Consider the following 24,176-nt stretch of genomic DNA (forward strand, 5'->3'; position numbering starts at 1 on the left):
CACCTCCATCAGGCACAAGAACAACGAAAGACAAGCGGGAAGCTGGGTGAGGGTGAGCCGGATCCTTCGCCCGGGGCCGGCCTCCTTCGGCGGCTACCGGATGGCTCTCGGGGTGTCAGCACGAGACGGAGCGCACACCCCACCCAGCACACGGCCCGACAGCACAGGAGCGTTGAGGCAACGGCCCCTGCCAGGCCCCGGAGCCTCTTCCGATCCAGAAAATCGGAAGAGGCCCCGTCTGCCTTCTGATAGAGAATCCGGCGCCGGAGCGTTGACGCCCCAGCGCCGGACGTCCCTCGTATGGCTCCTTACCCAGCCTGATGACGCAGGTGAGAAGCCAGGCGCTGCTCGGCCGCGGAGCGATGCCGGTACAGCTGACGCATACTCACCCCACGCTCGCCGGCGAGCGCCCCCATCGACTCGCCGTGCAGCCGGGTACGGGCGATCAACTGCGCCTCGGCCAAGTCCACGACCCGGGCCCGTACCGCGCGAGCCAACACCTGGTACTCATCCGACACCATCGAGCCCTCCATGTCCTCGACGCTTGCACGGGCGCGCAGGCGTCCCAAATGCACCGCCGGCTCGCCCGCCTCCCGCTCACCGCGGCAGCGAGCCGCGTAGACCAGACGGTGAACCGCGCGGTCCGCCGCCGCGAACAGCTCCCGGTCCACCCCCGGATCACCCGCGTCCACCTCCGCAAGGGCGACAGCGACCGCGGCGAGAGCTTCCTGCTCGACTTCCTGACGCTCCAGATGCGCTGGACGGGCCAATCGGGACAGCATCCGGCGCAGCACCGGAATCGTCATAGCCATCGCAACCACCGGCCACGGCTCACCGAGGCCGTGCGCACGACGCACGACCTCGCACCACGTTTGTGCCCGCAACTCGGGCCGAGTGCTGGGGTGAGCCAGTCGGATACGGACCTGATCCACCGGCCACGCCTCTTCCGACGGCTCGTCACAGACCAGGCGTGCGGGCATGGTCAGCGGCGTGACACTACGAGCCAGGGCGAGAAAGGACTGCTCCAGCTCCTCCAGCGGCGACAGCATGGTCGTGCGCGGGCAGCGGGCGACGGGGCGGTTGTACATGGCGGCCTCCTGCGAGAAGGGGTTCGGACAACTTCCGCCGCCAGCCCTTTCACCCCGCCGCGCCAGCACCGACCCACCCGCGCACCACCACCGGACAACACCCCGCCTCATGGCCCGCCACGTGCGATGGCCCGCCTCCGGCCCGTCAGCCATGAGCAGGGCCAACGCTCGAGTCAGGGCCAAGCGAATCGAACATAAAAAATCTCGGAGACGATTCCCCGGCTGGCGCCCCGGAGGACCTCGCACGCCACCGAAAACACGGATCAACGGTCATTCAGGAGAAGGCGGAGCAGCCTCACTACTCCCACGCCGACAACGGACACAGTGCCGAACGAAGGATGCTCGAAGGCGGCATACACCGTGATGCTGCCTGCAGCAGCAACAGCGCCATGAACTGATCCATCCGACCGTTCATGAGTAAAACGCCCTCCCGAGCTATGCGCCCGCCGCGAGTTTGGCGCGGCTGGTAACGGGAGGGAGGCCGCTGCGCCGGAGTCACTACGCGGGTTCTGTGCACATCGGATATGTCTCCCGTCATGCCCGATGTGGCGGTGGCATCGGTGACGGGCGCCCGGGGTGATCCGAGAGGGAGGTCAGAGGTCGTCGTCAGACGTGAGCCTCGCCAGCACGATTCGGGTTCGGCCTGCCCGACGTGGCTCGTTGATGGCTCGCAGCTGGCTCGCGCCGTCGCTCACCTGCGGGTTCGAGGAGATTTCCCTAGTCGGCCAGACCTCCGTGACACAAGATCCACTGACAGCGGACCTGCACAGCCGATGGCAAAGGGGCAGGTACTGAATCTCTATTGATCACGTCAGCACCAGATGGCCGGACCCTTCCCCCGGGCGCCATCAACCAATGTCGAAGTCCGACCACCACTGCAGCACCACGAGCCGTTCCGACACATCCAGCCCGCTGCCGACTACCGTTTGGACGCCTGCCGCCGACGACCCGGACGGAGTCTCCGCTCCCGGCGGGGTGCTGCCCGGCTGGGCTTTGGACAAGATCCGCGCCGAGTTCACCCACCAGCCTGGCCACCCTCCCGCGCGTCTGATCAAGATCCGTATTCGCGACACCGAACCGGGCATGGACACCCGGGCCCACGTCACCTACCTCGCCGCTCGCGAAGACGGCAAGAGACCCCGTACGGAGCCGGTGCTGCTTGCGGAACTGCACCCCGACGCCCTCCCCGCTCCCGGCGACGAACCAGCCCCTGGCTGTGATCAGATGCCAGCGGCGATGGAGAACGGCTGGTCCGGCTTCTTCCACCGCGCCCACCGCCTTCTGCCTCGCGACGGCATTTTGCTGCTCGCCACCAGGCAGCGCCGCGACGCCGGACGCCTGACCGACCCGCTCGGCTTGCTCATCGCCTTCGCCCGCACCGCCGGATTCCGCTACCTGCAGCACATCGTGATCGTCCACGGACACCCCACCGACGGCCACATCACACCTATCCCGCCCGAGGGAGCGCCGCCCGGACTCATCCATTCCGACCTGCTCGTCCTGTCCGCGATCACCAGTGCCTGACCGACCGAAGGGGTACGCCATGGCCGACCGTGAATCGGTGTGGAACACCGCACCCACCTCCGCCCCCGCCCAGCGCGCCGACCGCTACGTACCCGGCTCGAACGCGCATCCCGCCAAGATGCTGCCCGCGATCGCGGCCCACGCCATCCGCACCTACACCAAACCGGGTGACCTGGTCCTGGACCCGATGTGCGGCATCGGCACCACCCTGGTCGAGGCCATCCGGTTCCACCGCCGCGCCCTCGGAGTCGAGTACGAGTCCCGCTGGGCCCGGCTCGCCCGGGCCAACGTCGCCCACACCACACGACAGGTTGAGCAGGGCAGCGGCCGGGTGGTATGCGGCGACGCCCGACAACTCACCCAGCTCGTCGACGCCGACCTTCACGGCAACGTCGCGCTGGTGGTCACCTCACCCCCATACGGACGATCAGCGCACGGCCGGGTCCACTGCACGAGCGAAACCGGCGAGCGCGGCGTGGTCAAAACGGACTACCGCTACGGCCGCGACCCGCACAACCTCGCCCACGTCACCACCGACCAACTCCTCGACGGCTTCTCCAAGATCCTCGTACAGTGCCGGGCGGTTCTACGTCCCGGCGGCACTGTCGTCGTTACCACCCGGCCCTGGCGCACCCACGGTGAACTGATCGACCTGCCCTCCGCCGTCCTGGCCGCCGGACGAGCCGCAGGGCTCGTCCCCGCTGAGCGCTGCGTCGCTCTCCTCGCTGGCATCCGCGGCAACCGGCTCATCGCCCGTCCCTCGTTCTTCCAGCTGAAGAACGTGCGCGACGCCCGCCGCCAAGGCATCCCCCTCCACCTCGTGCAACACGAAGACGTCCTCATCTTCACCTGTCCCGAGAAGCCCTCCGCCGCGCCCCGCCCGCTCTGCGCCAACCGCCAGCAGCCCCCCAAGCCTGGGCGCTGCGGCTACCGGCAGACCAGTCGCCGGACCAGACGGTGAACCGAGCAGACTGGGCCCGGGCGTTCAGGCTTGCCTCGGGCGCTACATCGCCTGGCGGCATGCCCAGACCCACCCGCGGACTGCCCATGCCCTGGCCCAGTCTGCGGCGGACGTGCCCAACCTCGGCCCATGTGAGAGCCACCGACCGACGCTAGGCGGAACCCGTCCGTGTCCTCACAGGTGGCCCACCTCTCCGCTGCTGGGCCCAGACAGTCCCGGCCACCAGAACTCGCTCCGGTCTCTCGCATCACATCATTGGCCTTCAACCCGTGCCTGGTAGTGCCGCTGAATAGAGCGCCGACTCCGGACACTGCGACCGCAGAAGGCACACCGCTGCCGTCGGCCGGAACGGGCAACCGGCAGGCCTGTACCTCCCCACCCCTGGTCTCGGGCCATGTGAGCCTCAGAACACGGCTGTCTAGCGCGCCAACACCATGTCCCAGATCAACCCCATCGAACATCTCACACGTCCCTGGAGACCCACTCCGAGGAACACCATGAAGAGACCGCACACCACAGGCGGCGCCCCCAGCAGGAAACGACCCCTGCTGCTGACGGACCGGCCAGCCAGCACCTCGCACGGCGCTTCCCTTCAAACCACACACCACACTGCGTCGACCGCTACCACTCCACTCCATCACCCGGACGACGAGTCAGCCACGTCCACGCCTTCCAAGACGCGGCCCCATCAAACCCAGCACGACTCGAACCGCCTACTCAACACCGCAGAACAGGCTGCCGTGCTGCTCCAAGTCCCAGCCTCCTGGCTGCGGAAGAAGGCAGCAGCGGGCCACATCCCATACACCAAGATCGGACGCCATCTCAGGTTCTCCGCAGACGACCTGAACGCGATCATCCGCGACGGCGCGCGAGGCCCGCGCCACCACTCCCGTTCCTGACCGCCAATCACCCGACTGGGTGGCTCCGCTCTGCCACCCCACGGAGCGTTCATGGACGCCCGGCGCCAGACATGACGCCCCAACCCATCACGTCACAAGGAGTCTGCTCATGGCATGGGTCGAACGACGCGGCAACAAATGGCGCGTGCGGTACTGGAAGCCCGACGGCAGAGCAGGCAGCGTCCCCGGCACCTTTGAAACCGAAACAGCCGCCCTCGACCACGCCAAACAGCTCACCACCACACCCGAAACCAACACATCAACGCAGAAAACGCAGCCATCAACCCCACACGCTGCGCCGACCATCCCGCCCCGGCCTACCCACCAGGAGCCCAAACCGAAGCCCGCAGCATCGGTCGCCGAATGGGCCGAGATCTGGTGGCAGACCATGGACGTCGGCCCCAACACTGAAGCGTTCTACCGCAGCCTGCTCACCCGCCACATCCTGACACACTGGGGCACCATCCCCGTCGACGAGATCACCCCCGCCGACGTCCAGGTCTGGCTCAACCGACTACGCGACACCTACGCCGCCAGCACCATCACCAGCCTCCGCAAACTCTTTGCCATGCTCATGGCCGACGCCGTCGACAACCGTCTCCTGACCACTAACCCGGTACGCCCCCGCAAACGCGGCAGAGGCCGCATCGAACCACGCCGTGAGCGCCCCTGGGCTGACGAATACCAAGTCCTGACTATCGCCCACCGCATCCTGCGCCTGTCCTCCCGCAACCAGTGCCTACTGGTCATCACCGCCGCCTACACCGGTATGCGCTGGGGAGAACTCGCCGGCCTCCACCGCGACAACCTCGACCTCACCCACGGCCGCATTCACATCACCGCCAACGCCGGCGCCCTCCACGAAGTCAACGGCCGTCTCACCCTCGGTCACCCAAAGACCCATGCGAGCGTCCGCAGCATCACCCTCCCGCCCTTCCTCACTCAACTCCTGACTACCGACCTGGCCGCCTCCACCCGCCCCTTCGTCTTCACCACACTGCGCGGCAAACACCTCCGCCGCTCCGGCTTCCAACGTCGCCTCTGGGCCCCAGCTGTGAATGGCGGGCGCTACCTCGACGAGACATGGGCGCCCGTCCGACAGGGACTCACCTTTCACGGACTACGCCACTCGCACAAGACCTGGCTGATCGAAGACGGCGTCCCCGAAGTCGCTCAGGCACGCCGCCTCGGACACATCATGAAGGACAAGGTCGACGACGTGTACTCCCACGTCGCCGCGAGCATCGATGCCCGTCTCCTGGCAGGTCTCGAAACTCGCTGGAACCGCTCCCTCGAACGCTATCGACACAACCTCAACGGCCAAGGACCTCAGTCGATCGCCTCTTGAGGAATGGTGCCGCCACGTCAGGGGTACTCGTGCGCAACGCGTGGCCTCATTCGCCCCGGCAGAGCCGAATCACGGAGGCGCAAGGCGGCCGACACCAGTCCAACACAGAGAGCGAACAAGCGGTGAACCTCCGGAGCGACGCAGTCAGCGCCAACGCAGCTCTCCCAGTTTGAGCCGGGCCAGCAGCATCCAGTTGGAGCTCCCGGCAGCTGTGCCGGCAAGCCGCCTCAGGTCAGCGGTGGATCTTCGCGCAGGGCTGACTGCCAGACTTGTTGAACTCGATGCACAACCACATCCCGTTCGAGAACTTCCGACCGTTGAACTTCCACCCCACATTCGAGAACTTCCTCATACCCGCGGATACGGGAGTTGCGTCCTTCCAACGGGTGATATCAGCTCGCACACCCCCATGGACGGTGTAGAGACGGGCCTTGACTCCGGTGCCGTGGCCATCCATCCAGCCACCGGCACGGTCGACGGACAGCTTCTTACCCCTGACCGTTAGCCCGACCTTGCCCTTCTTGACGGTGGCGTCGGCGTGCGCGGGGAGGGCAAGGCCGATCAGAGCACAGACTGTCGCAACCGCAGTGCAGATCATCTTCCTCATAGCCGGTTCAACGGTGTACTCAAGCGCAAGATTACGGTGGTTGACTGCTTATCACTCAAGAGGCTGAGAGACGTGCCCGCGCTGTTGCCCGGAGGCGTGGTAGGGGATCGGCTCAGTGCGGACGATCGTGCCTGTGCCGTTCAGAACCAGGCCATCAAAGGCTTCACTCAGGGTCTGGCTGTGGTCGACCGTTCGGGCGACCGGAATATTTAGCAAGGAAATTCAGGAAAGCCGTCCGACGGCTTCACCTGCACCTCTACGAAGCGGTCGTGCGGAACACGAAGGCGTTCAAGGAAGCCGTTGCCCAGACGCTCGCTGAGCTGGCTCACCGTGGGGTGACGCTCGCCCCGTCGACCGTTGAGGCCACTATCGAGAAGAACATCAGCACCGTGGCTGAGCGGCTCGGGATCCAGGCGCGTTCCGCCTGGCGGTACTTCGACGCCTCAGCGCTCGCTGTCCGTCTTGCCCACGACGCGCGCGCCTTCGAAGAGAGCAGTGCGGCGGAGGGCGCCGGGCACGCGCCGATGCCGCTGGTCGGCAACCCCGAGCTGGCGCTGGTCCTCGCCGGCGTCCCGGACGTCCTGGCGCAGACCGGCGGCGACCTGTACGGCGTCATCGTCAACGTGGCGGTCAATGCCTGGTTGGCCGGCCACATCCATGGCGAGGACGGCTTCACCGGTTGTGACGGCAGCCGTGGTCCGGCTGGTCACGACTGGGAGGCCCGGATGCGCACCATCACCGAGTTGCAACCGGACATCGCCAAGTGGTTCGACCGTGAGGCGTGGACTCGCGCGGTCAACGATGCTGGCTACACCGTCACCCGCCGCTGACCAGCGCATGGTGGAGAAGCCCTCCGGGACTGACGTCAACGTGCTGGGGTGGTGAGGATGCCACTGGAACGCCATAGACGCCCAGCGGCCGCGTCAGGTGATGCGTGTGGCGGGTCCACCGCGCAGCAGGTCGGGGCGGGCATCGGCGATCGCGAAGGCCCGCCTGAGCGCCTCTACCAGCACTCGGTCGATGTGGTAGCGCCGGGCTCGCTCGTCCCGCTGGAGCAGCTGGGCCGAGCTGATCGAACCGGCCGGGGCGACGCGGCGCTGGACCGCCTGGACACTGGTCAGGGTCCCGCCGATCTTTGCCTTCGGGATCGGGGTGGTCGGATGGTCGGCGAAGTGCTGTTGGACCTCGTCGAACGAGGCGGTGCCGCCCAATTCGGTGATTCGTCGCAGCACCGCGCGGGCCCCGGGCATCAGCGAGGCGATCATCCGGAAGAGTGTCTGTTCGCTCCAGCCGTTGATGATGTCGTCGCCGCTCAGGTCCTGCGGGTCGGGGCGTGGTTCGACGGGTGGCGGTTCCGGCCAGTCGGCAGGGGTGACGGGGCGTAGCCCATAGACGGTCTGCACGGCGGCTATCGCCTGCTCGTAGGTGTCCGTCTCGGTGTCGATCGTCAGCCGCACGACGCTCCCCCTCGTGATCGCGGTCGGCATTCTTCTTCATGGCGCATGCCGGAGGTGTGCCTGCTCTGCACACCGGGCTGGAGGGGCTCTGGAGGCAGCCGCCCGTGAGGGTGAATCCCCTGAGGTGAAGCCCACCACCGCGGCCAGCCCGGCCACGGTGGTGGGCATGACGATGATGATGCGCCGCTGGGTCACTGCCGTGGCCACCGTGCTGGCCACGAGCAGTCTCCTCGCCTTCGGCTCACCGAGCTGGGCCGCCCCCAGCGCTCCCTCCTCGGCCACCGCATCCGCCGAGCTCCCTGAACCCCCAGCCGCCGATGAAGCACGGGCGGAACTGGCCGAGTTGACCGTCGCTCCCGAGGCGGACATTCCAGGCTACAGCCGAGCGAAATTCCCCCACTGGATCATCCAGCAGGACACCTGCGACACCCGCGAGACCGTCCTCGCCCGGGATGGCGAAGACATCGCCCAGGACGACCAGTGCCGCGCGACCGCCGGGCACTGGGTCTCGCCGTACGACGGCGTGACGGCCGACGCGGCTGGTCAACTGGACGTCGACCATGTCGTCCCGCTTAAGGAGGCCTGGCGGTCCGGCGCGGCGGAGTGGACCACGGAGGACCGCCGCGCCTTCGCCAACGACCTCACCCACTCGCAACTCGTCGCGGTCTCCGCCCGCTCCAACCGGTCGAAAGCTGACAAGGACCCCGCACGCTGGCAGCCGCCGCTCGCCGACTACCGCTGCACCTACAGCCGCGCCTGGATCTCGGTGAAGCACGTCTACGGCCTGACCATCGACACCGCCGAACGCTCAGCGCTGGAGGGCATGCTCGCCACCTGCTCCTGAGAAACCTTCCCGGCGCGCTGAGCCCTTGGCGCGCCGGGAGCACGCCACCGCGTGGGCCAGGTCGCGGTCGGCAGAGGGGTGGGGCGGGGTGGCGGCTCGCCGGGGCGTTGCCGTCGCGATGGCCCAACGAGGTGTTCGACCCTCTACCCACCCTGCCTCAAGTGGACACCGGAAACCTGAAGCATCAATTCCAGTTTCGCTTCGAGAGGTCTCTATGCTCATCCGTCTTGCCCGTACCGGTCCCGGCCGCGGGGCCGCCCGCGCTCACGCCAGAGAACTGTTCCGACGACGCATCCTGACCTTCGGTGCCGCGGTCGCGGCGCTGCTGAGCCTCACCCCTCACCGGTGCCGCCCACGCCGCACCAGCAGCCGCGCCCGGCTACCCGGTTGTGATCACCAGCGTGGCGCACACCAACTACTTGATCCCCGACGACGGCGCGGGCAACGAGGGAACCTACCTTCAGGTGTACTACCGCGCCGACTGAGCGGCGAACTGGCTGTCAGGCGGCCGCTGCTTCGCTGAGTCGCCGTTGGACCTCCTCGATGAAGAACAGAGGTGCGGTCGCGCCCCGGTAAGGATGGGAGTAGTGGCAGTGGCCTGTCTCCTCATCAAACGCGAAGTGCGCCGTCCACGTTCCCCTGCCGGAGTTGGATCGGATCTTTGCTTCCACGTTGAAGCCGCTCGTGGAGACACTCATGATCTTCCCCACGCTTTCTGCGGCAGCGCGCACGATGGCGGCGAACTCAAGCTCCGCGGGTGTCGGAACCCTGGCATCGAGTGACTCGTCGGTCTCGACGTCCTCGGGGGCGTAGTTCTTCTGGGCGAGCTTGATGAGCAGGCCGCCGACCGCGACGACGGCCACGGCGCCGATGCCGAGGACGAGGAGGATCTTCTTCTTGGACAGGGGCTTGGCGGTCTCGACGGAGGAGGCGTTTTCCCCGTCTTCGTCGGGGGTTCTCGAGTCGGGCACGGCGGCCTCCCTTTCCGGTTCAGAAGATCTGCCGCCAGAGTAGTTGGCTCGGTTCTCGTATAGCTACGGCCAGGTGTCGTCTGCGGGGTATCCGTCCTGGTCAGGGGCCGGGCCGTCCGTCGCGGTAAACCGGGTATTTTCTGCGGCGGCGGGCTGCTCCATCAGGGACAACGGCCGCGTTTCCACAGGTGAGGTGTACGCATTACCGCGACAGGCTCAGCTGCCCCATCACTCTCCGCTACACGTCTGTCTGCCATAGCTATACGAGAACCGGGCCGAGCAGAGCGCTCATCACGGGCAAGGCCCTCACTCAGGAAGTGGCTGTTCCGGCGGCACCGACCGGGTACTCGGTGAGGCGCTCGCGGAGTTGTGAAGGCAGGAGGCCGTAGCGCTGGAACGTCGTAGCGATGAACGGTGTGAGCCCGGAGGCGTCACGGCCTGTCCGACCCGCGAGGAGTTCCTCCCAGGCGTGTTGCACGTCTTGGCCGATCTCCCAGATGGTTTCCGGATGGACGAGGTAGGCGTGGTCTTCGGCCCCGATGGCGCCTGTCGGGTCGACGGCAGGCTTTGGGGAGATGAGGGCAGTGAAACTGCCGTCCGGGATGACCTTGTGTTTGCGGTCGTTCTGGAGGATTCGGAGTTGGTCGTTGACCTGACGGATGTCCTTGTGGGCCATGACACCGTCGGGCTCCTGGTCGGATTTGGCCTCGACAACGGCCCACAGGTGATTGCCCCAGCACCAGGTGGAGTCGCAGCGGCCTGTGCCGGACGGCTTGTTCGCTTCTGCGCCGAGGAAGATCCCGAGTTGGGTGAGGGCCGGCTCGTAGGCTGACGCTGCGGTTTCCTTGAGCCCCTCGATCATGTTCCCCAGACGCTTGTTGAGTTGGCCGGGGGCGATTTTCTGTAGGAGGTTCATGGCAGTAGCCACTGCCTGGTCGTCATGGGCAGGCAGGGCAGGAGCCTCCATGGCGGGCAGCAGCGGCATGTACCTCGCCCAAGTGCCTTCGGCGGTTTGCTCTGCCTGACGGATCAGGGCATGAGCATTCGCGAGATTGCCACTGGCAGCAGGTGCACCGTTGGAGGCAGCGCGGTAGGCCCAGATCCCGGCCAGGTAGAGCCAGAACCCGCGGTAGCCCTTAGTGGTGGCGCCACCGAAGGAGAGCGCTTGTGAGACCTGTTGGGCTTTGGCACTGGCGTCCTGCCACCGGCCCTGCCCGGCGAGTGCGCATGCCTGGATCTCCACGGGAACTGCGGAGAGGAGAATCTCGCTACCATCTGGCAGTTCGCGGACGGCCTCGGCGCGTAGCTGGGCGACGATCGGCTCACCATTCTCGCGCCAGGTGTCGTCAGTCTCCTGAGACAGAAAGGCCGACACGTTCTCCAAGATCTCGGCCTGAGTGGTATTGGTGCTGTTCTCCACCCCGAAGTTGATCTCAGCCTGCAACTCGGCTGACAGGGCTGTCAGATTCTCCTGACGGAGCAGGTACTTGGTGAGGTCCCCGAGAACGACGACGACCGCCCAGTCCGACGAACCACGTGTGCAGCGACCGACACCTTGAACGACACGAGTGCGGACCCGCTCCGACAAAGCGGCGCCAGCGCGGACCCGACTCGACAGGAACCGCTCCTGTAGATGGTCGCGGTCGGGGACGTTCTCGATGACCTCCAGACGGCAAGCATGGTCGGGCAGGTCGAGGCCGTCATAGCGGCTGGCCAGTGCACATACCGCGTTCCGCTGAGCGACGAACGGGCCCATCCCGTGAGCGACGTCGTCGATGGTGAGCAGCGGCCAGGACGGTTGACGGACGTTGCCGGCAGTACGCACGGCGGTTTCCCTGTCCGGCGCTATCATGATGGCTTTGCCGGCCAGCTTGACGATCTCCTTGGTCAGCTCATTGGAGTCGCCGCCGTTGAGGAGACCTGGAAAGACGAAGAATCGCCGGCCAGAACGGGGCTCAGGCGCGGTCTCGGGCAGGCCCAGCCGCTTGATGCCGGTACGCCCGAATGCACGCTCAAGCTCGCCCGCCGCGCCCAGCGTGGCCGACAGGTACAGGCGCTGGCTAGCCTCAGAGAACAAGGTGTTTTCGCGGGTGGGCGGGATAAGCGGGCGGATCTGGATGCTGCTGTGTGTGACGTAGACGAGGCACGAGGCCAGCACATCCCGGATCATGGCGTAGCGGAAACACCATGGCGAGCCGGTCTGGGACAAAGTGCGGGAAAGCCGCTCGGGCATCTGGTCGTGACGGGCGGGCACGATGAACTGGACGGCGTTGTGATGACCGGACTCGGCCTTGGGCTTGAACAGCCGCTGGGCCACTATGCCGTCCAGGGCGGGGGTCAGAATCTCCAGAAGCTTGATGTAGAGGTCGGGATTCGGTGAGTCGCCGCCCCACCTGTCAACGGTGACACTGTACTGGTTCGCGACGTACTGCTCACCGTTGTGTGCGTCGTCAAAGATCAGGAGCTGGGGTGGGGCGAGTTTCGGGCTGCTGTTGAACACGGTGGTGTAGGTCGTGATGGCGACTGCCTTGCCCGACACGTAACGCGCATCGTCCGAAGGATCCCATGCAGTGTGGGAGCCCGTCAGAGTCACAGCCGGAATGCCCTCCCGGTTTGCCGCTGCCGCGACCTGCTTGGTCAGCTGCTCCGTCGGACAGGCGTACACCACCCGCTCCTTGCGCGTGCGCCTCCGCCATTCTGCGATCACCAACGCCGGGATTGTCTTGCCAGTGCCGGTAGGTAGCTCCAGCGCAAGATCTGCAGTAGCGACGTGGCTGTCTGCTGCATAGCGACGCAGCAAGTCACCCTGGTGCACTAGCAAGCCCGGTACAGCACCGGATTTGCGGGGCAGGTCTGGATACAACGCTTCGGGCGTCGGGTACTTCGTTGCCCCCGTCGCACCTCCCTTGAATGCCACTGCGTCCCCTTCTGTCCACGTCAATGTGGCCACTGACGGTAGCGGCACTACCCGCCAACCGGGACGTTTATCCGTCAACTGACGCATTCAGTCAGACGTCAGCACCTACGCCTCGAGGGCCAACGCAACACGTCTGAACTTGACAGGGGAGACGCATGTCATGCCGAAGACGGCCTGCGGTGATCAGGCCGCGCATGATGGAGGCAAGCCCCAGCACTGAGACGGGGAACGCGGCATGGTGACCAAGCACCTCGCCACGCTTCAGTTCGCTGTGGGTGGCCCGACCGTCGAGGGCGAATGGACCGGCCCCGCACCGCCCAGGATCGGTACAGGGAGTGGGTCGGGCTCTACGGAACCAACCCGGGTGTAGTGATCCGGGCTCATCAAAGAGACAGACGGCCGCCGACGCGTACGCAAGACCTGGTCGGACCAGGGAGAGGCCGAGGGGTCGGTCACTTGAGCGCCGGGGAGGCTCGCGGTGGGGAAGCATGTGCGCCATGCCCAGTACCGTGTGGACCATCCTGGTGGCTGCCGCCACCGCCCTGATAACCGGCCTGTTCGTCACCCCGCGCATGGAAGCCCGCAAGAAGCGGCTGGGCGACGCCCATGCCGCCCGCGACACCTTCAGTGCGAGCATGACGCGGATCGTCTCGGCATGCGGCCTGCTCGGGAAGGTCCAGCCGCCGGCTGACGAAGAACCCGACTGGACGCCTGTGATGCGCGAACGGCTGACAGGCGAGCGGGAACGCTGGTGGCAGCAGATCGACGACGCCACCTGCTGGCTGATCGACAACGTCGCGACATACGCTGGCGGTTGGCCCACGTCTCACCTCATCCAGTTCGCCGTCGACTACGCCGGCAACGCCCGCATGGTGGTGCTGTCTGAACGGGAGGAGGCCGCCAAGCTGGAGTTACTGCTCGCGCTGACCCTGCCGGTCCAGCGCCAGTTCTTCGGCTGGCCCTGGGCACGAGCGCGTCACGCCCTCGCCGACCGCAGAGCCTTTGCCGAGACCCTCGCCCGCATCAGCGGCGAGCCCAACCCGTAACGGCCCTCGACCTGCGTGGATGATTTATCGGCACCCGCACAGTCCGGTCGGGGGAGGCCGCCGTCGAAGAAGTCGTCGGCCAAGTCGACACAGGGAGAAACCGAGGCCCGAGGTGGCCGAGCGCGATGACGTTGTAGTGGTCGGTCAGCGCGGCTGCGCGCAGCGTCGCTCGTCGCTCGAAGTCCGAGATCGCCCACGCTCCGGTCGTGACCCGATCTGCGCACCCTGCGGAGGGCACCATCACCAGGCCCAGCTACCCCCGCAGGACTCTGGCACGATGCTCCAGAAGGTCCACGCATTCGTGGAGACCCGGCTGAGGCAATCCGACGCATTCGCGCATCAGCGCGATGGCCTGCACGTGACGGCCAGCGGTGATCAGATCATCGACCTCTGCCTGCGCCATGGGCAACAGGCAACCCACAATGCGTCATCCACGTGCTCATTGAAACTTCTGAAGCGGGCTACCGCAAAGCCCTCGCCGCGCACTACGCCGTCGTGCCTCCAACTCGCATCAACCCTTCCCTCGCGAAGCGGAACGGCGGGTCCGGCCAGCAGGAGCTCGACGCGCACACACGGGGAATGCGGGCCCGTACCTGGAGCGGGCACGAGCGGCGTCCGGCAACCCCATCGGTTCACCCGTTCAGCGTGGAACTTCGGCGCCGCCGCCATGGCGGATCCGTTCCAGGATCTGCTCGTGCAGGGCAGCCAGACCCTCCGGCGGCACCGAGGCGGGGCTGCCAGTGAGGGTGTACCACTCGTCTGCGTCCGTGTACTGGATGGCAACGCCGGCGTGCCCGTCGGGCAGCAGGCGGGTGGCGATGGTGAGGTCGCCGGTGATGACGCCGACCTCGTCCGTCATCGCGCCACCGGAGCCGGCCCTCACCTTGCTGATGAGCTGCTCCGGCAGCGGGGGGTGTGCGTTCATGAACGGCAGGTACCCAGCATGTCGGTCAGCGTGGTCTTCTCGTTCTCGGTCACTGACAACTTGTAGGTGGACTTCACCGATACCCAGGCGCGAGCGTAGGTGCACCAGTAGGTTTTGGACGGCGGCTGCCACTCGTCCGGGCCCTGGTCGCCCTTCGACCGGTTCGAGGCGGCGGAGACGGCCAGCAGTTGCGGGTGCGTCAGGTCGTTCGCGAAGGCCTTCCGCTTCTCCTGCGTCCAGGCGTTCGCACCGGACCGCCAGGCGTTCGCCAGCGGCACCATGTGGTCAATGTCGAGATGAGAGGCGTCGTTGAACGTCTTGCCGTCGTACACGCTCACCCACCGACCCGACACCGCCCGGCATTCGTCGTCCTGGGTGACGTTCGTGCCGTCGCGCTCGAGGACCGTCTCACGGGTGTCGCAGCTCTCCCCATGCTCCGCCCAGTGGGGGAACTTGCTGCGGCTGTAACCGGACATCGAGCCGTGCGGCGCCACCTTCAGCTCCGCCAGCTCTGTACGCGCCCGCTCAGCCGTCGGCACGCCCGGGAGCGTGCCCGTGTCGGCCCTGTTGCCCGGTGCCCCGGCCGAGGACGAGGTAGACGGCTTGGCGTCGCCCGTCTGAGGGGCCGCCGGATCGTCGATGGCCGAGCAGCTGACCACCGCGAGTACCGCCACGGCCGCCAAGCCCTGCCCCCACCGACTCTGCGGACGCCCCATGGCTTGCCGTTTTCCCCTCACCCGGTGGATGTACGCGCGCAGCCTAGCCGGTCTCGTTACTGGGCGAGCTTGTGCCGGGCTTCTATGTCTTGGGGGGCGGGCCACATCTGGAGCAGGTGCTGTTCGAGTGGGTCGCCGTCCTCAGCGCTGGTGACGTCGAGAGTTCGGGCGGTGTCGCGTCCGCGGGCATGGATGCGTACGCGCCACCATTGAGGTTCTTTGACCTCGTCGGGGAGGGGGACTTCGGTGATGTCTTCGGCGTCGTCTTCGGGGGACTGCAGGTAGAGGATGGCTCCCTGGATGATCACGCTGACTTCGACGACGTCGTCCCAGTCCGCGGTGTGCAGTGGGGGAGGGCTGTCGAAGGTGTGGACAGTGATGTCGGTGTCGCCGTAGGTGGCGCCGGTGTGGATGGTGGCGTGGGTGTGGTCGTGGCTGACGCGGATGAGGCCGTTGCCTCCGAGGAGGTCGCCTGCGGCGGGTTGGTCTGGCTGACTGCTGGCCTGGCTGCCGAGGTGGATCATCCCGTGGGAGGTGAAGACGCGGGTGTCCATGCCGGTGGCTCCTTGCTTCGGGGACGGGTACGGCCCCGTACATGATCGTACGGGGCCGACGGTGGTCCGTGCCGCTGGTGGCGGTCAGGCGGCTACGTAGTAGGGGTCGCCGTTGAGGACGCGGTAGTTCTTGTAGTGGCTGGAGAGGATAGTCCCCTGAGTGTTGTTCTCCCAGCGCGGCACCCATTTGGTGGCGCGGTTGGTCGGGGACATGGCAGTGCCGCCTTCCTTGGTGGAGGCGAAGGGGTACTCATCGCACGACGGGCGCAGCAGCGGGTCGAGGATGACGCCCCAGTCGGGCTTGTCCTTGTCGTCGCAGACGGCGTTCCGGTTGTCGATGATCTTGTTCTTGTTGGTGATGCGGTGCAGGGGATGGCCCGAGCCGGGCTCTCCGATGTGGATGCCCTTGGCCTGCACGCCTCGGATGTTCTGCCCGATGCTCGGCAGGACCCCCATGCCGATGACGGTGGTGGAGTGCCCGGGGAAGACGCATCCGGCCGGCTTGGGGAACAGGCCCTTGTAGAAGGTGTCATCGCACCGCCAGAACGGCGAGTTGTAGGCCACCGAGCCAGGGCTGTAGCCGGGCTTGACGAGACTGAACCGGTAGCCCGTGGTGCGCTTTTCCCGCTTGCCCTGGCCGACTGGATTGGAGTAATCGATCTTCCCGGTCTTCGCGGACGATCCGAGCGTGAACGGGGAAATGCTGTCCTTCGCCGAGCAGCCGGAACCGCAGTTCGCGCCGAAGCTGGCGGTGATGCCGCGCGCCTCACCGGACAGCTGGGCCTTGCTGATCTTCACCTCTTCGGTGAACTTGGTGGACTCGATATCCAGGTCCATCGTGTGCTGCACAGTGAACTTCGCCATCCCCACGGGCCGCCCGTTGAGCCGTACGTGCACGGTGGCATTGATGGTCTGGCACGAATGAGTACGCGCCCACACCTCGGTGCGCGGCACCGAGGACGCGCACAGCGCCGCGTCATCACCAGACGCCGCTGCCTTGGCCACCGGATCGATGGTGACCTCGATCTCCCGCTTCTGATCGGCCGCCTGCGCCACTCCGGTGGACAGGCTGCCGAGCATGGCAAAGGCCACCGCCGTTCCGGCGACGGCGCGCATGACGGTGGTACGAATTGCTGAGATGGTGCTCCCCCTTATTCTGCTGCCGCAGAGGGACGCCGGATGCGTCCGCTGTAGCGGCCAACGATCAACTTAGCTGCCAGGAACAGCGAGTTCGCGCTTGTCACGCCCTCGGCGTGTCGCGCGACGGACGGCGTGTCGACGGAGAGCGCTGTCTGGAATGCCGTTAGGGAGATGCTCAGGCCACCCGCAGCCATCGCGGATGGCCGAGCGATCTGGGCCGCCTTGGCCTGGTCGACGGCGGAGTGCTTGCCGCTGGAATGTCCTGGCTGGCGCGAACCGCAACGGCTCGCCGCAAGCGACCGTAGCTGGCCGACCACTGAGCCGGATCACGGGTGACGCAATGGGGCCGCCGAACGCCTTCTTGTCGTCGCGGGGTGCCGGGGGCGCGGAGGATGTTGCCCTGGTACGGCTGAGCCGCAACAATCACACGATGACTGCCGGCCGAGCACACCACCAGATCCAAGTGCCTGCCGCGCTGGCCGCATCGCTGGGCAGGGACGCCCGCCAGGCCTGGATCGACGCTCTGCCGTCACTGGCCGAACACTTCATGGACCACTGGGACCTGCGACCGGACGGCCCCGCCGCTCACGGAATCGTGGCACTGGTCCTGCCCGTACTGCGGTCGGACGGTACTCCCGCAGTGCTGAAGCTCCAGCCCGCGGACGAGGAGACCCGCGGTGAACCGCTCGCCCTACGCACCTGGGGCAACCACTACGCCGTCGGCCTCCTGGACCACGACCCCGACAGCGGAACCATGCTCCTGGAACGCCTGGATGCCTCCCGGTCCCTGGAGTCCATCCCGGACAGCACACGCGCCCTCCAGGACCTGTCGGAACTGCTGGCCCACCTCGCCGCCGTCCCGGCCCCGCATGGCCTGCCACGGCTGTCTGACATCGCACGAGCCATGCTCGACCGGCTCCCCACCAGCACCGGGCACGTGACCGACACAGCCCAGCGGCGGCTGCTCACCACCTGCGCGGCCGCGATGGAGGAGGTCATGGATGAGCCGGGCGACCGCCTTCTGCACTGGGACCTCCACTACGCCAACGTGCTCGCCCCGCTCCCCGGCTCTCCGGCGCAGCAACGGGCCGATTGGCTTGCCATCGACCCCAAGCCCCTCGCCGGCGACCCCGGATTCGAACTTCTGCCGGCCCTGTGCAACCGCTGGAACGACATCACCGACACTGCCGACGTCTCCAGGGCTGTGCGCCGTCGCTTCGACCTGATGACCGAGGTTGTCGGACTCGACCGCCAACGAGCCACCGCCTGGACGCTCGCCCGCATCCTGCAAAACGGACTATGGGATCTCGAAGAGCGCTTCGCCCCACTCGACACACAACAGACCGCGATCGCCCATGCTCTGCTGAGAGCGTGACGACAAGTTCATCGGCCTCCCTGCGCCCACCACCCCGCCTGGCGTGACCCTGTGCCGCTCGAAAAGTCATCGCCGCAGGTGAGCGGGATGCGGTCAGTCCGCTGGGATCATGTCCTCCGTGATCGTGTCCTTGTTGTACAAGGTGACCCGGAAGTTGCTCACTGTTCCATCGGTGCTCCTGCGTCGCGGGACGGCGAAGGAGGCGGAACTTCTGGTGCTGCGGCACGAGAACGCGGTCCTGCGTCGCCAGTTGCCCGGGCCGGTCCGTTATGAGCCTGCCGACCGGTTCTGGTTCGCCGCCGTGTCCGGGCTGATACCCCGGCGCCACTGGCTCAAGATCTTCCCTGTCGCCCCTGGCACCCTGCTTGCCTGGCACCGCAGGTTCATCGCCGTGAAATGGATTACGCCGCGCGCCGGGGCACCGGTCGCCCACCCGCCCCGGCAGCGGTCAAGAAGCTCGTCGTGCGGCTGGCGAGGGAGAATCCGACGTGGGGGCACCGGAGGATCCAAGGGGAGCTGGTCCGACTCGGGCATCGGATCGCCGCCTCGACGGTGTGGGAGATCCTCAACGCGGCCGGCGTCGACCCCGCGCCACGTCGCTCAGGCCCCACCTGGCGCGAGTCCCTGACCGCGCAAGCCGAGGGCATCATCGCGGCAGACTTCTTTCACATTGACACCGCACTCGGCAGGCGGTTGTACGCGCTGGTGTTCCTTGAGCACGACACCCGGCGGCTGCACATCACTGGGGTCACCGCCCACCCGACCCGGGACTGGGCGGTGCAGCAGGCGCGGAATCTCACCGCCGACCTGGGCATGCGCATCGAGACCCTGCGCTTCTTGTTACGCGACCGCGATGGCAAGTACGGGGAGGCATTCGACGCTGTCTTCCAAGCTGAGGAGATGGAGATCCTCAAAAGTGCGCCACAGGCTCCCCGTATGAACCTGCACTGCGAACGCATCATCGGCAGCATCCGGCGCGAGGCCCTTGACCACGTCCTCATCATGAACGACGCCCACGCCCGCCACGTCCTCGCGGCCTACGAGCGGCACTACAACGAACACTGACCCCACCAAACCCGCAACCAGCTACCACCCGACGCCTACGAACAACCCGCCGCGGCACATGCCCTCAGCACCAGCAAAGTCCTGCGCACCCGGATCCTCGGCGGCGTCATCAACGAGTACAGATATGCGGCATGACATGCAGCGATGACTTTTCGAGCGGCACAAGGTCGGGGCGGACATCGGTGATGGCGAAGGCTGGCCTGAGCCCCTCTACCAGTGCCCGGTCGTGGTGGAGCCCGGCTCGCTCGTCCCGCTGGAGAAGCCGGGACGAGCGGGCCGGGCCGTAACGCGGCGCTTACCGCCTGGACGCTGGTCGGGGTTCAGTGATCTTCGCTGTGCAAATTGGCGTTGCCGGAAGGGTTGGCGAAGTACTGCTGTCCTTCGCCGAACGAGACGGTGCCGCATTCCGGCCGAGGGAGGCCGGGGTCAGCCAGCGGTGGTGACGGTGACCGGGGCGTTGGGGCAGTTGGCGGCGAGGTTGGTCAGGGTCTGCTGTTCGGCCGGGTCGACGCTGAGGTTCCAGCGGAGTTTGATCGCCGTCCAGTCGGTCACGTACCGGCACACCGCCGCGTTGTCAGGCAGCCACTCGGCCACGTCCTGATCGCTCTTTTGGCGGTTGGAACGTGCGGTCACCGCTACCAGGGCGCGAGGGTCTGCGAGGTCGTTGGCGTACCGTTCGCGCCGCTTGCTGGTCCAGGCCGAGGCGCCCGAATCCCAGGCCTCGGCGAGCGGGATGAGGTGGTCGATGTCGAGGCCGCGGGCGCCCTCGACCTCCTGGTTGTCGTACCAGGAGTACCAGCGCCCGCCGTTGAGCGTGCACCGGCCGATCACCTGCGGCGCCACCGTGGCCTCTTCCAGTAATACCTCCGACCGGGTCGAGCACCCGTCGCGGTCGGCGTCGATCCAGTGGTTAAACAAATCCCGGTCGTAGCCGCTGCGGTCCTCCTCGGCCACCGGAAGGGTGGCGACGGCTGAACGCAGGGGGATAGTGATGTCCTCGGCCTGAGCGGGACTGGCGGTAGCGAGCGACACTGCAGTCAGAACACTGGCCACACCAGCGCGAATTGCGAGCTTCATGTCCTGAACATGGGCGGATGGCCACGGTCTATGCCGCCAGAGGCAAAAGATGCCCCGAGGGAGTGAATGCACACCACTGTGATGACCACGAAGCCCTGCTGGAAGCCGAAGGCCGCGAGTCGCCCGAGACGGAGACACCGGCCGAGCCCAAGGGGCGCCTCGTCGACCTAATGTCCGCCCTCCAGGACAGCGTGCGCGCACCCAAGAAGAGCCGCGGCGAGTCAGGCGGCGAGAGCGAGGTGCGGGAGATACGGCCGAAGACGAATACCCCGGCCAAGAAGCAGGCCGGAAAGAAGACTGCCAAGAAGGCCCCGGCGAAGAAGACGGCCAGGAAGCGATCGGCATCCTGACACTACGAGGCCCCGCCTCGGGGAGACGGAGCCTCGCAACCGCTCAGGTCAGCACATCTTGGAGTCGACCCTGGTGCTGTTGTACGAGCAGGAGTCCCGGAACGCGCCGCTCGGCGTGCGGAGTGTGGCGGTGTCCCGGTCGTCGTTCCACACGTAGGCCCTGCGGCCCCAGTAGACGTGGCCAGCGCTCTGGCTGCCGCGGCCGGTGTGGACCTTCACTGTCTTGCCCGCGCTGATCCGGTAGGACGGGAAGCGGTAGGTGTAGCCGGTCTTCTCGCGGAGTGTGTAGCCCTTGAGCTGCACGGCGCTGCTCGTCGAGTTTTTGATCTGTACGTACTCGGCGTTGAGGCTTGCGTTGGAGCGGGTGTCCGAGCCGGGCGAGTCGTAGTAGACCTTGTACAGGTGGATCGAGCCGGCGGCCTGCGCCTGGGTGGGCAGCAGAGCGACGCTGGCGGAAGCCGCCGCGGCAACAGCGGCAGCGAGCATGCGGGTACGAAGCAAGACTCGTCCTCGTGATCAGGCCGGGCACCCCCCCCATGGTCCCGGCGAGGACGATCACGCTACGGGTACAGCGGCATCAACGGGGTACCGTTACCGATCCGGGACACACGGTGCGAGCCGTTCGAAACCGGCAGACACTTGTCGGCTTCCCATAGGGAGACCGGGAGAGGCGCTCCGAACGCCCACCCTGTCGCAGCAGACACGAGACGGCACTCTTCCAGGAGCCGCCAGCTGTTGACCCGCTCAAGGCCGCACTCCACTTGGATAACACCGGGCGGAACTGCCTCGCCAGCCGTACCGAGCGAGCTGTGGCCGAGGCGCAGCCACTGTGGCAACGCTCCGAGCGCCCCGCTCATCTCCGCATGCGTAGCGCGGGCCCTCCACGTCCTGCAACCCGAGTTGTCCTCTTCACCATCGCGACTGCTGACTGTGCCCTTGCTGGAAAACTCATCCGTGCAGGTCACGCCGCATGTTGATATGCGTGGAGGATGCCGCCGAGGCGATGGTGTCGGCGTATGTCGAGTTGGGCTATCGCGTCAGGGTCGTCGATCGGTGGGGGCAAGGGGTGCAGCGGCCTGGCGTTCGCGATGCCCTGGTGTGGTCGGTGTCCGTTGTAGAACTGCTCGAACTCGCGCAGCGTGTGGAGGAGATGTCGCTGGTTCCAGATCAATGTCCGGTCCAGGAGCTCGCGGCGACAGGTCTGTATCCAGCGCTCCATGATCGAGTTCATTCGTGGCATCTGGATGCCGCTGAGGACGACTTTGATCCCCGCGTCCTTGAGGACGGCATTGAAGAGGTCGGGGAACTTCCCGTCTCTGTCTCGGATCATGAACCGTGCGCGGCAGTCGAGGTCTTCGAGGTCCATGACGAGGTTCTTCGCCGCTTGCGCTACCCAGGAGGTGCTTGGGTGCGCGGTGGCGCCCAGGACGCGGATCCGGCGACTGCCGTGTTCGATCACCACGAGCACGTACATCCGTAACCCCGACAGGGTGACTGTCTCCATGAAGTCACAGGCCACCAGGGCATCAGCCTGAGCGCGGAGGAAGGTGGCCCAGGTACTGGAGTTCCGCTCGGGCGCAGGATCGATGCCGACCTCCTTCAAGATCTCCCAGACGGTGGACGCGCCCACCTTCACCCCCAGCACAAGCAGCTCGCCGTGCAGGCGCCGGTACCCCCAGTTCGGGTTCTCCTTCGCCAGCCGCAGCACCAGGAGGCGGATCGAGCGCACGGTGCGCGGTCGTCCCGGGCGTTTGGGTCGGCAGGAGGCGGCATGGCGGCGTTTGACGAGGTTGCGGTGCAGGCGCAGTACCGTGTCGGGGCGGACGAGTAGCCGTAATCTTCGCAGGACGTGCGGTGGCAGCCGGTGCAGCAGCGCCGCAAGGAACGCCCGATCGCTCGGCGTGAACCGGATCTTGGCCTTGCCGAGTTGGCGTTCCAGCACGGTGATCTGATGGCGCAGAGCGAGGATCTCCGCGTCCTTGTCCCGGTCGGTCATCGGCAGCAGGCGAAGCATCACGAACGCGTTCGACACACCCAGGTAAGCCAATCGCAGCAGCACGATCGATCATCATGACGCGCTGACAGCAACTGCGCGAGAGCGCCGACTCGAGCGACCGCGGCCAGCTTTCGGGAAACCCGATGCACCGCCCCCACCAGGGCGGATGAGGATTCCGGCAAGCGCAACTGGGGCGTTAGCTCGTCGTCAGAGTATCCAGGGGCGGAGGAGGCGAGCTGGTATGACGCCGGTGATTCCCCTCGAACGGCAGGCCCCCGGGAACGCCCGGGGGCCTGCCGCGTAGAGAAGCGGCCTCCGCAGGTCGGCCTCTGGCCCTGCTAGGCGTAGCCCTCGCCGAGTTCGAGCGCTGGAATGAGAACGGTCGCAGCATCGCAGTCGTGGCAGGCCCGCGCACCTGGCCGCATCAAGGCATCCAGGGCTTCCATTGTGCCCAGCTCCTTGCCGTCGTTGTCGGCGATGTGGCGGCAGGCGGCATCGTGCACGATCGTACGTCCGCGCCCCTCCGGCGCGGGCCATACCAGCCAGCCAGGAGCTGGTGGAGGCGGACGCCCGGGCAGTCGGCGGGTCGGCACTGCTTCGAGGTCCGCGCCCTCGATCGGCGTGAGCTGCTGGTCGGTCACCCAGACCGTGTACTCGGCGGCGTCGCCCCCCTCAGATGTGGCGACCCAGGCCGGCACACCGATGAGGTATCGCCACCGGAATGCGCCGTGGACCTCCTGGCGTTCGTGGAGCCGGACCCGCACGGTCTGTTTTCTGGGGTGGGTGGGGCTGTGGTGTGACGTGGCAGGGGAACCGCGACCTGCTCGCCCTCATCCACGCCGCAGAACTACAGCCCTCCGCATCGGATGCCGCGGCCGGGCCGCCGGTCAGCCTGGCCTCCCTCCAGGCCGACCTCGCCAACGCGCACGCCCGCAACACCCGGCTCGTCACCCAGACCCGGCGCCTGGAACGGCGGCTCTCCGAGCTGATGGGCGAGCAAGCGTGGCGGGAATCGGGACTCGGCGCCTCAGCCGACAAGGAAGAACTGCACCGCCAAGTCACCCGCCTGGAACAGGCGAACACCGATCTGTCGGCGCGACTGGAGGAGAAAGACGCGGAGCTGGAGGCTGCCCGCGCGGCTAACCGCGAACTGACCCGGGCTCTGAACCACAAAGGAGCCGCGGACCGATAGGCCCCCTGCATCAGGGACGCGCCGGGCGGCTCGGTCACCGTCCTCGACGTCGCCTCATCCGACGCCGACCGCCTCGGCATCGACGTCACCATCGCCGCCACCTCCACCGCCCACGACACCGGGA

Annotated in this window: 23 protein-coding genes and 1 pseudogene; 11 read left to right on the forward strand and 13 right to left on the reverse strand. The window is 66.8% G+C overall.

What is annotated here, in order from left to right; genetic code table 11:
- Positions 1 to 308: 308 nt before the first annotated feature.
- The gene (locus ACH4TL_RS23985) at positions 309 to 1,088 is read right to left on the reverse strand and encodes a hypothetical protein (RefSeq protein WP_398317598.1); all 780 of its coding nucleotides are present in this window, start codon (positions 1,086 to 1,088) and stop codon (positions 309 to 311) included.
- A gap of 975 nt (positions 1,089 to 2,063) precedes the next feature.
- On the opposite strand from ACH4TL_RS23985, the gene ACH4TL_RS23990 reads away from it, so the two are divergent.
- From ACH4TL_RS23990 to ACH4TL_RS24005, 4 genes are all read left to right on the forward strand, one after another.
- Positions 2,064 to 2,612, forward strand: a complete 549-nt coding sequence (locus ACH4TL_RS23990; RefSeq protein ID WP_398317601.1) for a hypothetical protein — start codon at positions 2,064 to 2,066, stop codon at positions 2,610 to 2,612.
- Positions 2,613 to 2,631: 19 nt separating this feature from the next.
- The gene (locus ACH4TL_RS23995; protein ID WP_398317604.1) at positions 2,632 to 3,573 is read left to right on the forward strand and encodes a TRM11 family SAM-dependent methyltransferase; all 942 of its coding nucleotides are present in this window, start codon (positions 2,632 to 2,634) and stop codon (positions 3,571 to 3,573) included.
- 497 nt (positions 3,574 to 4,070) lie between these two features.
- A complete protein-coding gene (locus tag ACH4TL_RS24000; RefSeq protein WP_398317607.1) occupies positions 4,071 to 4,472 on the forward strand; it encodes a helix-turn-helix domain-containing protein in 402 nt (133 codons plus the stop codon).
- 109 nt (positions 4,473 to 4,581) lie between these two features.
- Entirely contained in the window at positions 4,582 to 5,820 is a 1,239-nt protein-coding gene (locus ACH4TL_RS24005) for a tyrosine-type recombinase/integrase (RefSeq protein ID WP_398317610.1), read from the forward strand.
- Positions 5,821 to 6,052: 232 nt separating this feature from the next.
- Here the strand turns inward: ACH4TL_RS24005 and ACH4TL_RS24010 are convergent, their stop codons facing one another.
- Entirely contained in the window at positions 6,053 to 6,427 is a 375-nt protein-coding gene (locus ACH4TL_RS24010) for a hypothetical protein (protein WP_398317613.1), read from the reverse strand.
- A 269-nt stretch (positions 6,428 to 6,696) separates the two neighbouring features.
- On the opposite strand from ACH4TL_RS24010, the gene ACH4TL_RS24015 reads away from it, so the two are divergent.
- Positions 6,697 to 7,257, forward strand: a complete 561-nt coding sequence (locus ACH4TL_RS24015) for a hypothetical protein (protein ID WP_398317616.1) — start codon at positions 6,697 to 6,699, stop codon at positions 7,255 to 7,257.
- Positions 7,258 to 7,350: 93 nt separating this feature from the next.
- On the opposite strand, the gene ACH4TL_RS24020 is transcribed toward ACH4TL_RS24015, so the two are convergent.
- A complete protein-coding gene (locus tag ACH4TL_RS24020; protein ID WP_398317618.1) occupies positions 7,351 to 7,884 on the reverse strand; it encodes a hypothetical protein in 534 nt (177 codons plus the stop codon).
- Between the two features lie 172 nt (positions 7,885 to 8,056).
- On the opposite strand from ACH4TL_RS24020, the gene ACH4TL_RS24025 reads away from it, so the two are divergent.
- Positions 8,057 to 8,728: an HNH endonuclease family protein gene (locus tag ACH4TL_RS24025; RefSeq protein WP_398317774.1), complete on the forward strand. Its 672-nt coding sequence runs from the start codon at positions 8,057 to 8,059 to the stop codon at positions 8,726 to 8,728.
- Positions 8,729 to 9,228: 500 nt separating this feature from the next.
- Here the strand turns inward: ACH4TL_RS24025 and ACH4TL_RS24030 are convergent, their stop codons facing one another.
- Together ACH4TL_RS24030 and ACH4TL_RS24035 are read right to left on the reverse strand one after the other, a co-directional pair.
- A complete protein-coding gene (locus ACH4TL_RS24030) occupies positions 9,229 to 9,699 on the reverse strand; it encodes a hypothetical protein (RefSeq protein ID WP_398317620.1) in 471 nt (156 codons plus the stop codon).
- A gap of 310 nt (positions 9,700 to 10,009) precedes the next feature.
- A complete protein-coding gene (locus tag ACH4TL_RS24035; RefSeq protein WP_398317623.1) occupies positions 10,010 to 12,616 on the reverse strand; it encodes a DEAD/DEAH box helicase in 2,607 nt (868 codons plus the stop codon).
- A gap of 497 nt (positions 12,617 to 13,113) precedes the next feature.
- Here ACH4TL_RS24035 and ACH4TL_RS24040 point away from each other — a divergent pair, with 497 nt between their 5' ends.
- Positions 13,114 to 13,662 (forward strand): hypothetical protein, encoded by a 549-nt coding sequence (locus ACH4TL_RS24040; RefSeq protein ID WP_398317626.1) that lies wholly within the window; start codon positions 13,114 to 13,116, stop codon positions 13,660 to 13,662.
- Between the two features lie 640 nt (positions 13,663 to 14,302).
- Here the strand turns inward: ACH4TL_RS24040 and ACH4TL_RS24045 are convergent.
- The 4 genes from ACH4TL_RS24045 to ACH4TL_RS24060 form a co-directional block, all read right to left on the reverse strand.
- The gene (locus ACH4TL_RS24045) at positions 14,303 to 14,587 is read right to left on the reverse strand and encodes a hypothetical protein (protein WP_398317628.1); all 285 of its coding nucleotides are present in this window, start codon (positions 14,585 to 14,587) and stop codon (positions 14,303 to 14,305) included.
- Complete coding sequence (locus ACH4TL_RS24050) at positions 14,584 to 15,303, reverse strand: HNH endonuclease family protein (protein WP_398317631.1); 720 nt, start codon at positions 15,301 to 15,303, stop codon at positions 14,584 to 14,586. Before ACH4TL_RS24050 ends, ACH4TL_RS24045 begins: the two co-directional genes overlap by 4 nt.
- 56 nt (positions 15,304 to 15,359) lie before the next feature.
- A complete protein-coding gene (locus tag ACH4TL_RS24055) occupies positions 15,360 to 15,857 on the reverse strand; it encodes a hypothetical protein (protein WP_398317634.1) in 498 nt (165 codons plus the stop codon).
- A gap of 84 nt (positions 15,858 to 15,941) precedes the next feature.
- The gene (locus ACH4TL_RS24060) at positions 15,942 to 16,973 is read right to left on the reverse strand and encodes a NucA/NucB deoxyribonuclease domain-containing protein (protein WP_398317637.1); all 1,032 of its coding nucleotides are present in this window, start codon (positions 16,971 to 16,973) and stop codon (positions 15,942 to 15,944) included.
- Between the two features lie 454 nt (positions 16,974 to 17,427).
- On the opposite strand from ACH4TL_RS24060, the gene ACH4TL_RS24065 reads away from it, so the two are divergent.
- Positions 17,428 to 18,372, forward strand: a complete 945-nt coding sequence (locus tag ACH4TL_RS24065) for an aminoglycoside phosphotransferase family protein (RefSeq protein ID WP_398317640.1) — start codon at positions 17,428 to 17,430, stop codon at positions 18,370 to 18,372.
- Positions 18,373 to 18,490: 118 nt separating this feature from the next.
- Positions 18,491 to 19,572: pseudogene (locus tag ACH4TL_RS24070) on the forward strand (integrase core domain-containing protein).
- A gap of 291 nt (positions 19,573 to 19,863) precedes the next feature.
- On the opposite strand, the gene ACH4TL_RS24075 reads toward ACH4TL_RS24070, so the two are convergent.
- On the reverse strand, positions 19,864 to 20,514 hold the full coding sequence (locus ACH4TL_RS24075; RefSeq protein ID WP_398317643.1) for an HNH endonuclease family protein: 651 nt from the start codon (positions 20,512 to 20,514) through the stop codon (positions 19,864 to 19,866).
- A 17-nt stretch (positions 20,515 to 20,531) separates the two neighbouring features.
- Here ACH4TL_RS24075 and ACH4TL_RS24080 point away from each other — a divergent pair, with 17 nt between their 5' ends.
- Positions 20,532 to 20,864 (forward strand): hypothetical protein, encoded by a 333-nt coding sequence (locus tag ACH4TL_RS24080; RefSeq protein ID WP_398317646.1) that lies wholly within the window; start codon positions 20,532 to 20,534, stop codon positions 20,862 to 20,864.
- A gap of 48 nt (positions 20,865 to 20,912) precedes the next feature.
- Here the strand turns inward: ACH4TL_RS24080 and ACH4TL_RS24085 are convergent, their stop codons facing one another.
- The 3 genes from ACH4TL_RS24085 to ACH4TL_RS24095 form a co-directional block, all read right to left on the reverse strand.
- On the reverse strand, positions 20,913 to 21,365 hold the full coding sequence (locus ACH4TL_RS24085) for a lamin tail domain-containing protein (protein WP_398317649.1): 453 nt from the start codon (positions 21,363 to 21,365) through the stop codon (positions 20,913 to 20,915).
- 460 nt (positions 21,366 to 21,825) lie between these two features.
- Positions 21,826 to 22,923 carry an integrase core domain-containing protein gene (locus tag ACH4TL_RS24090; RefSeq protein ID WP_398317652.1) on the reverse strand — a complete coding sequence of 366 codons (1,098 nt, stop codon included), beginning with the start codon at positions 22,921 to 22,923 and terminating at the stop codon, positions 21,826 to 21,828.
- Between the two features lie 275 nt (positions 22,924 to 23,198).
- The gene (locus ACH4TL_RS24095) at positions 23,199 to 23,501 is read right to left on the reverse strand and encodes a DUF6233 domain-containing protein (RefSeq protein WP_398425322.1); all 303 of its coding nucleotides are present in this window, start codon (positions 23,499 to 23,501) and stop codon (positions 23,199 to 23,201) included.
- 155 nt (positions 23,502 to 23,656) lie between these two features.
- On the opposite strand from ACH4TL_RS24095, the gene ACH4TL_RS24100 reads away from it, so the two are divergent.
- Positions 23,657 to 24,052, forward strand: coding sequence for a hypothetical protein (locus tag ACH4TL_RS24100; RefSeq protein WP_398317658.1), 396 nt, complete (start codon positions 23,657 to 23,659; stop codon positions 24,050 to 24,052).
- Positions 24,053 to 24,176: the final 124 nt, after the last annotated feature.

Source organism: Streptomyces sp. NPDC021115 (genome assembly GCF_044333065.1).
GTDB lineage: Bacteria > Actinomycetota > Actinomycetes > Streptomycetales > Streptomycetaceae > Streptomyces.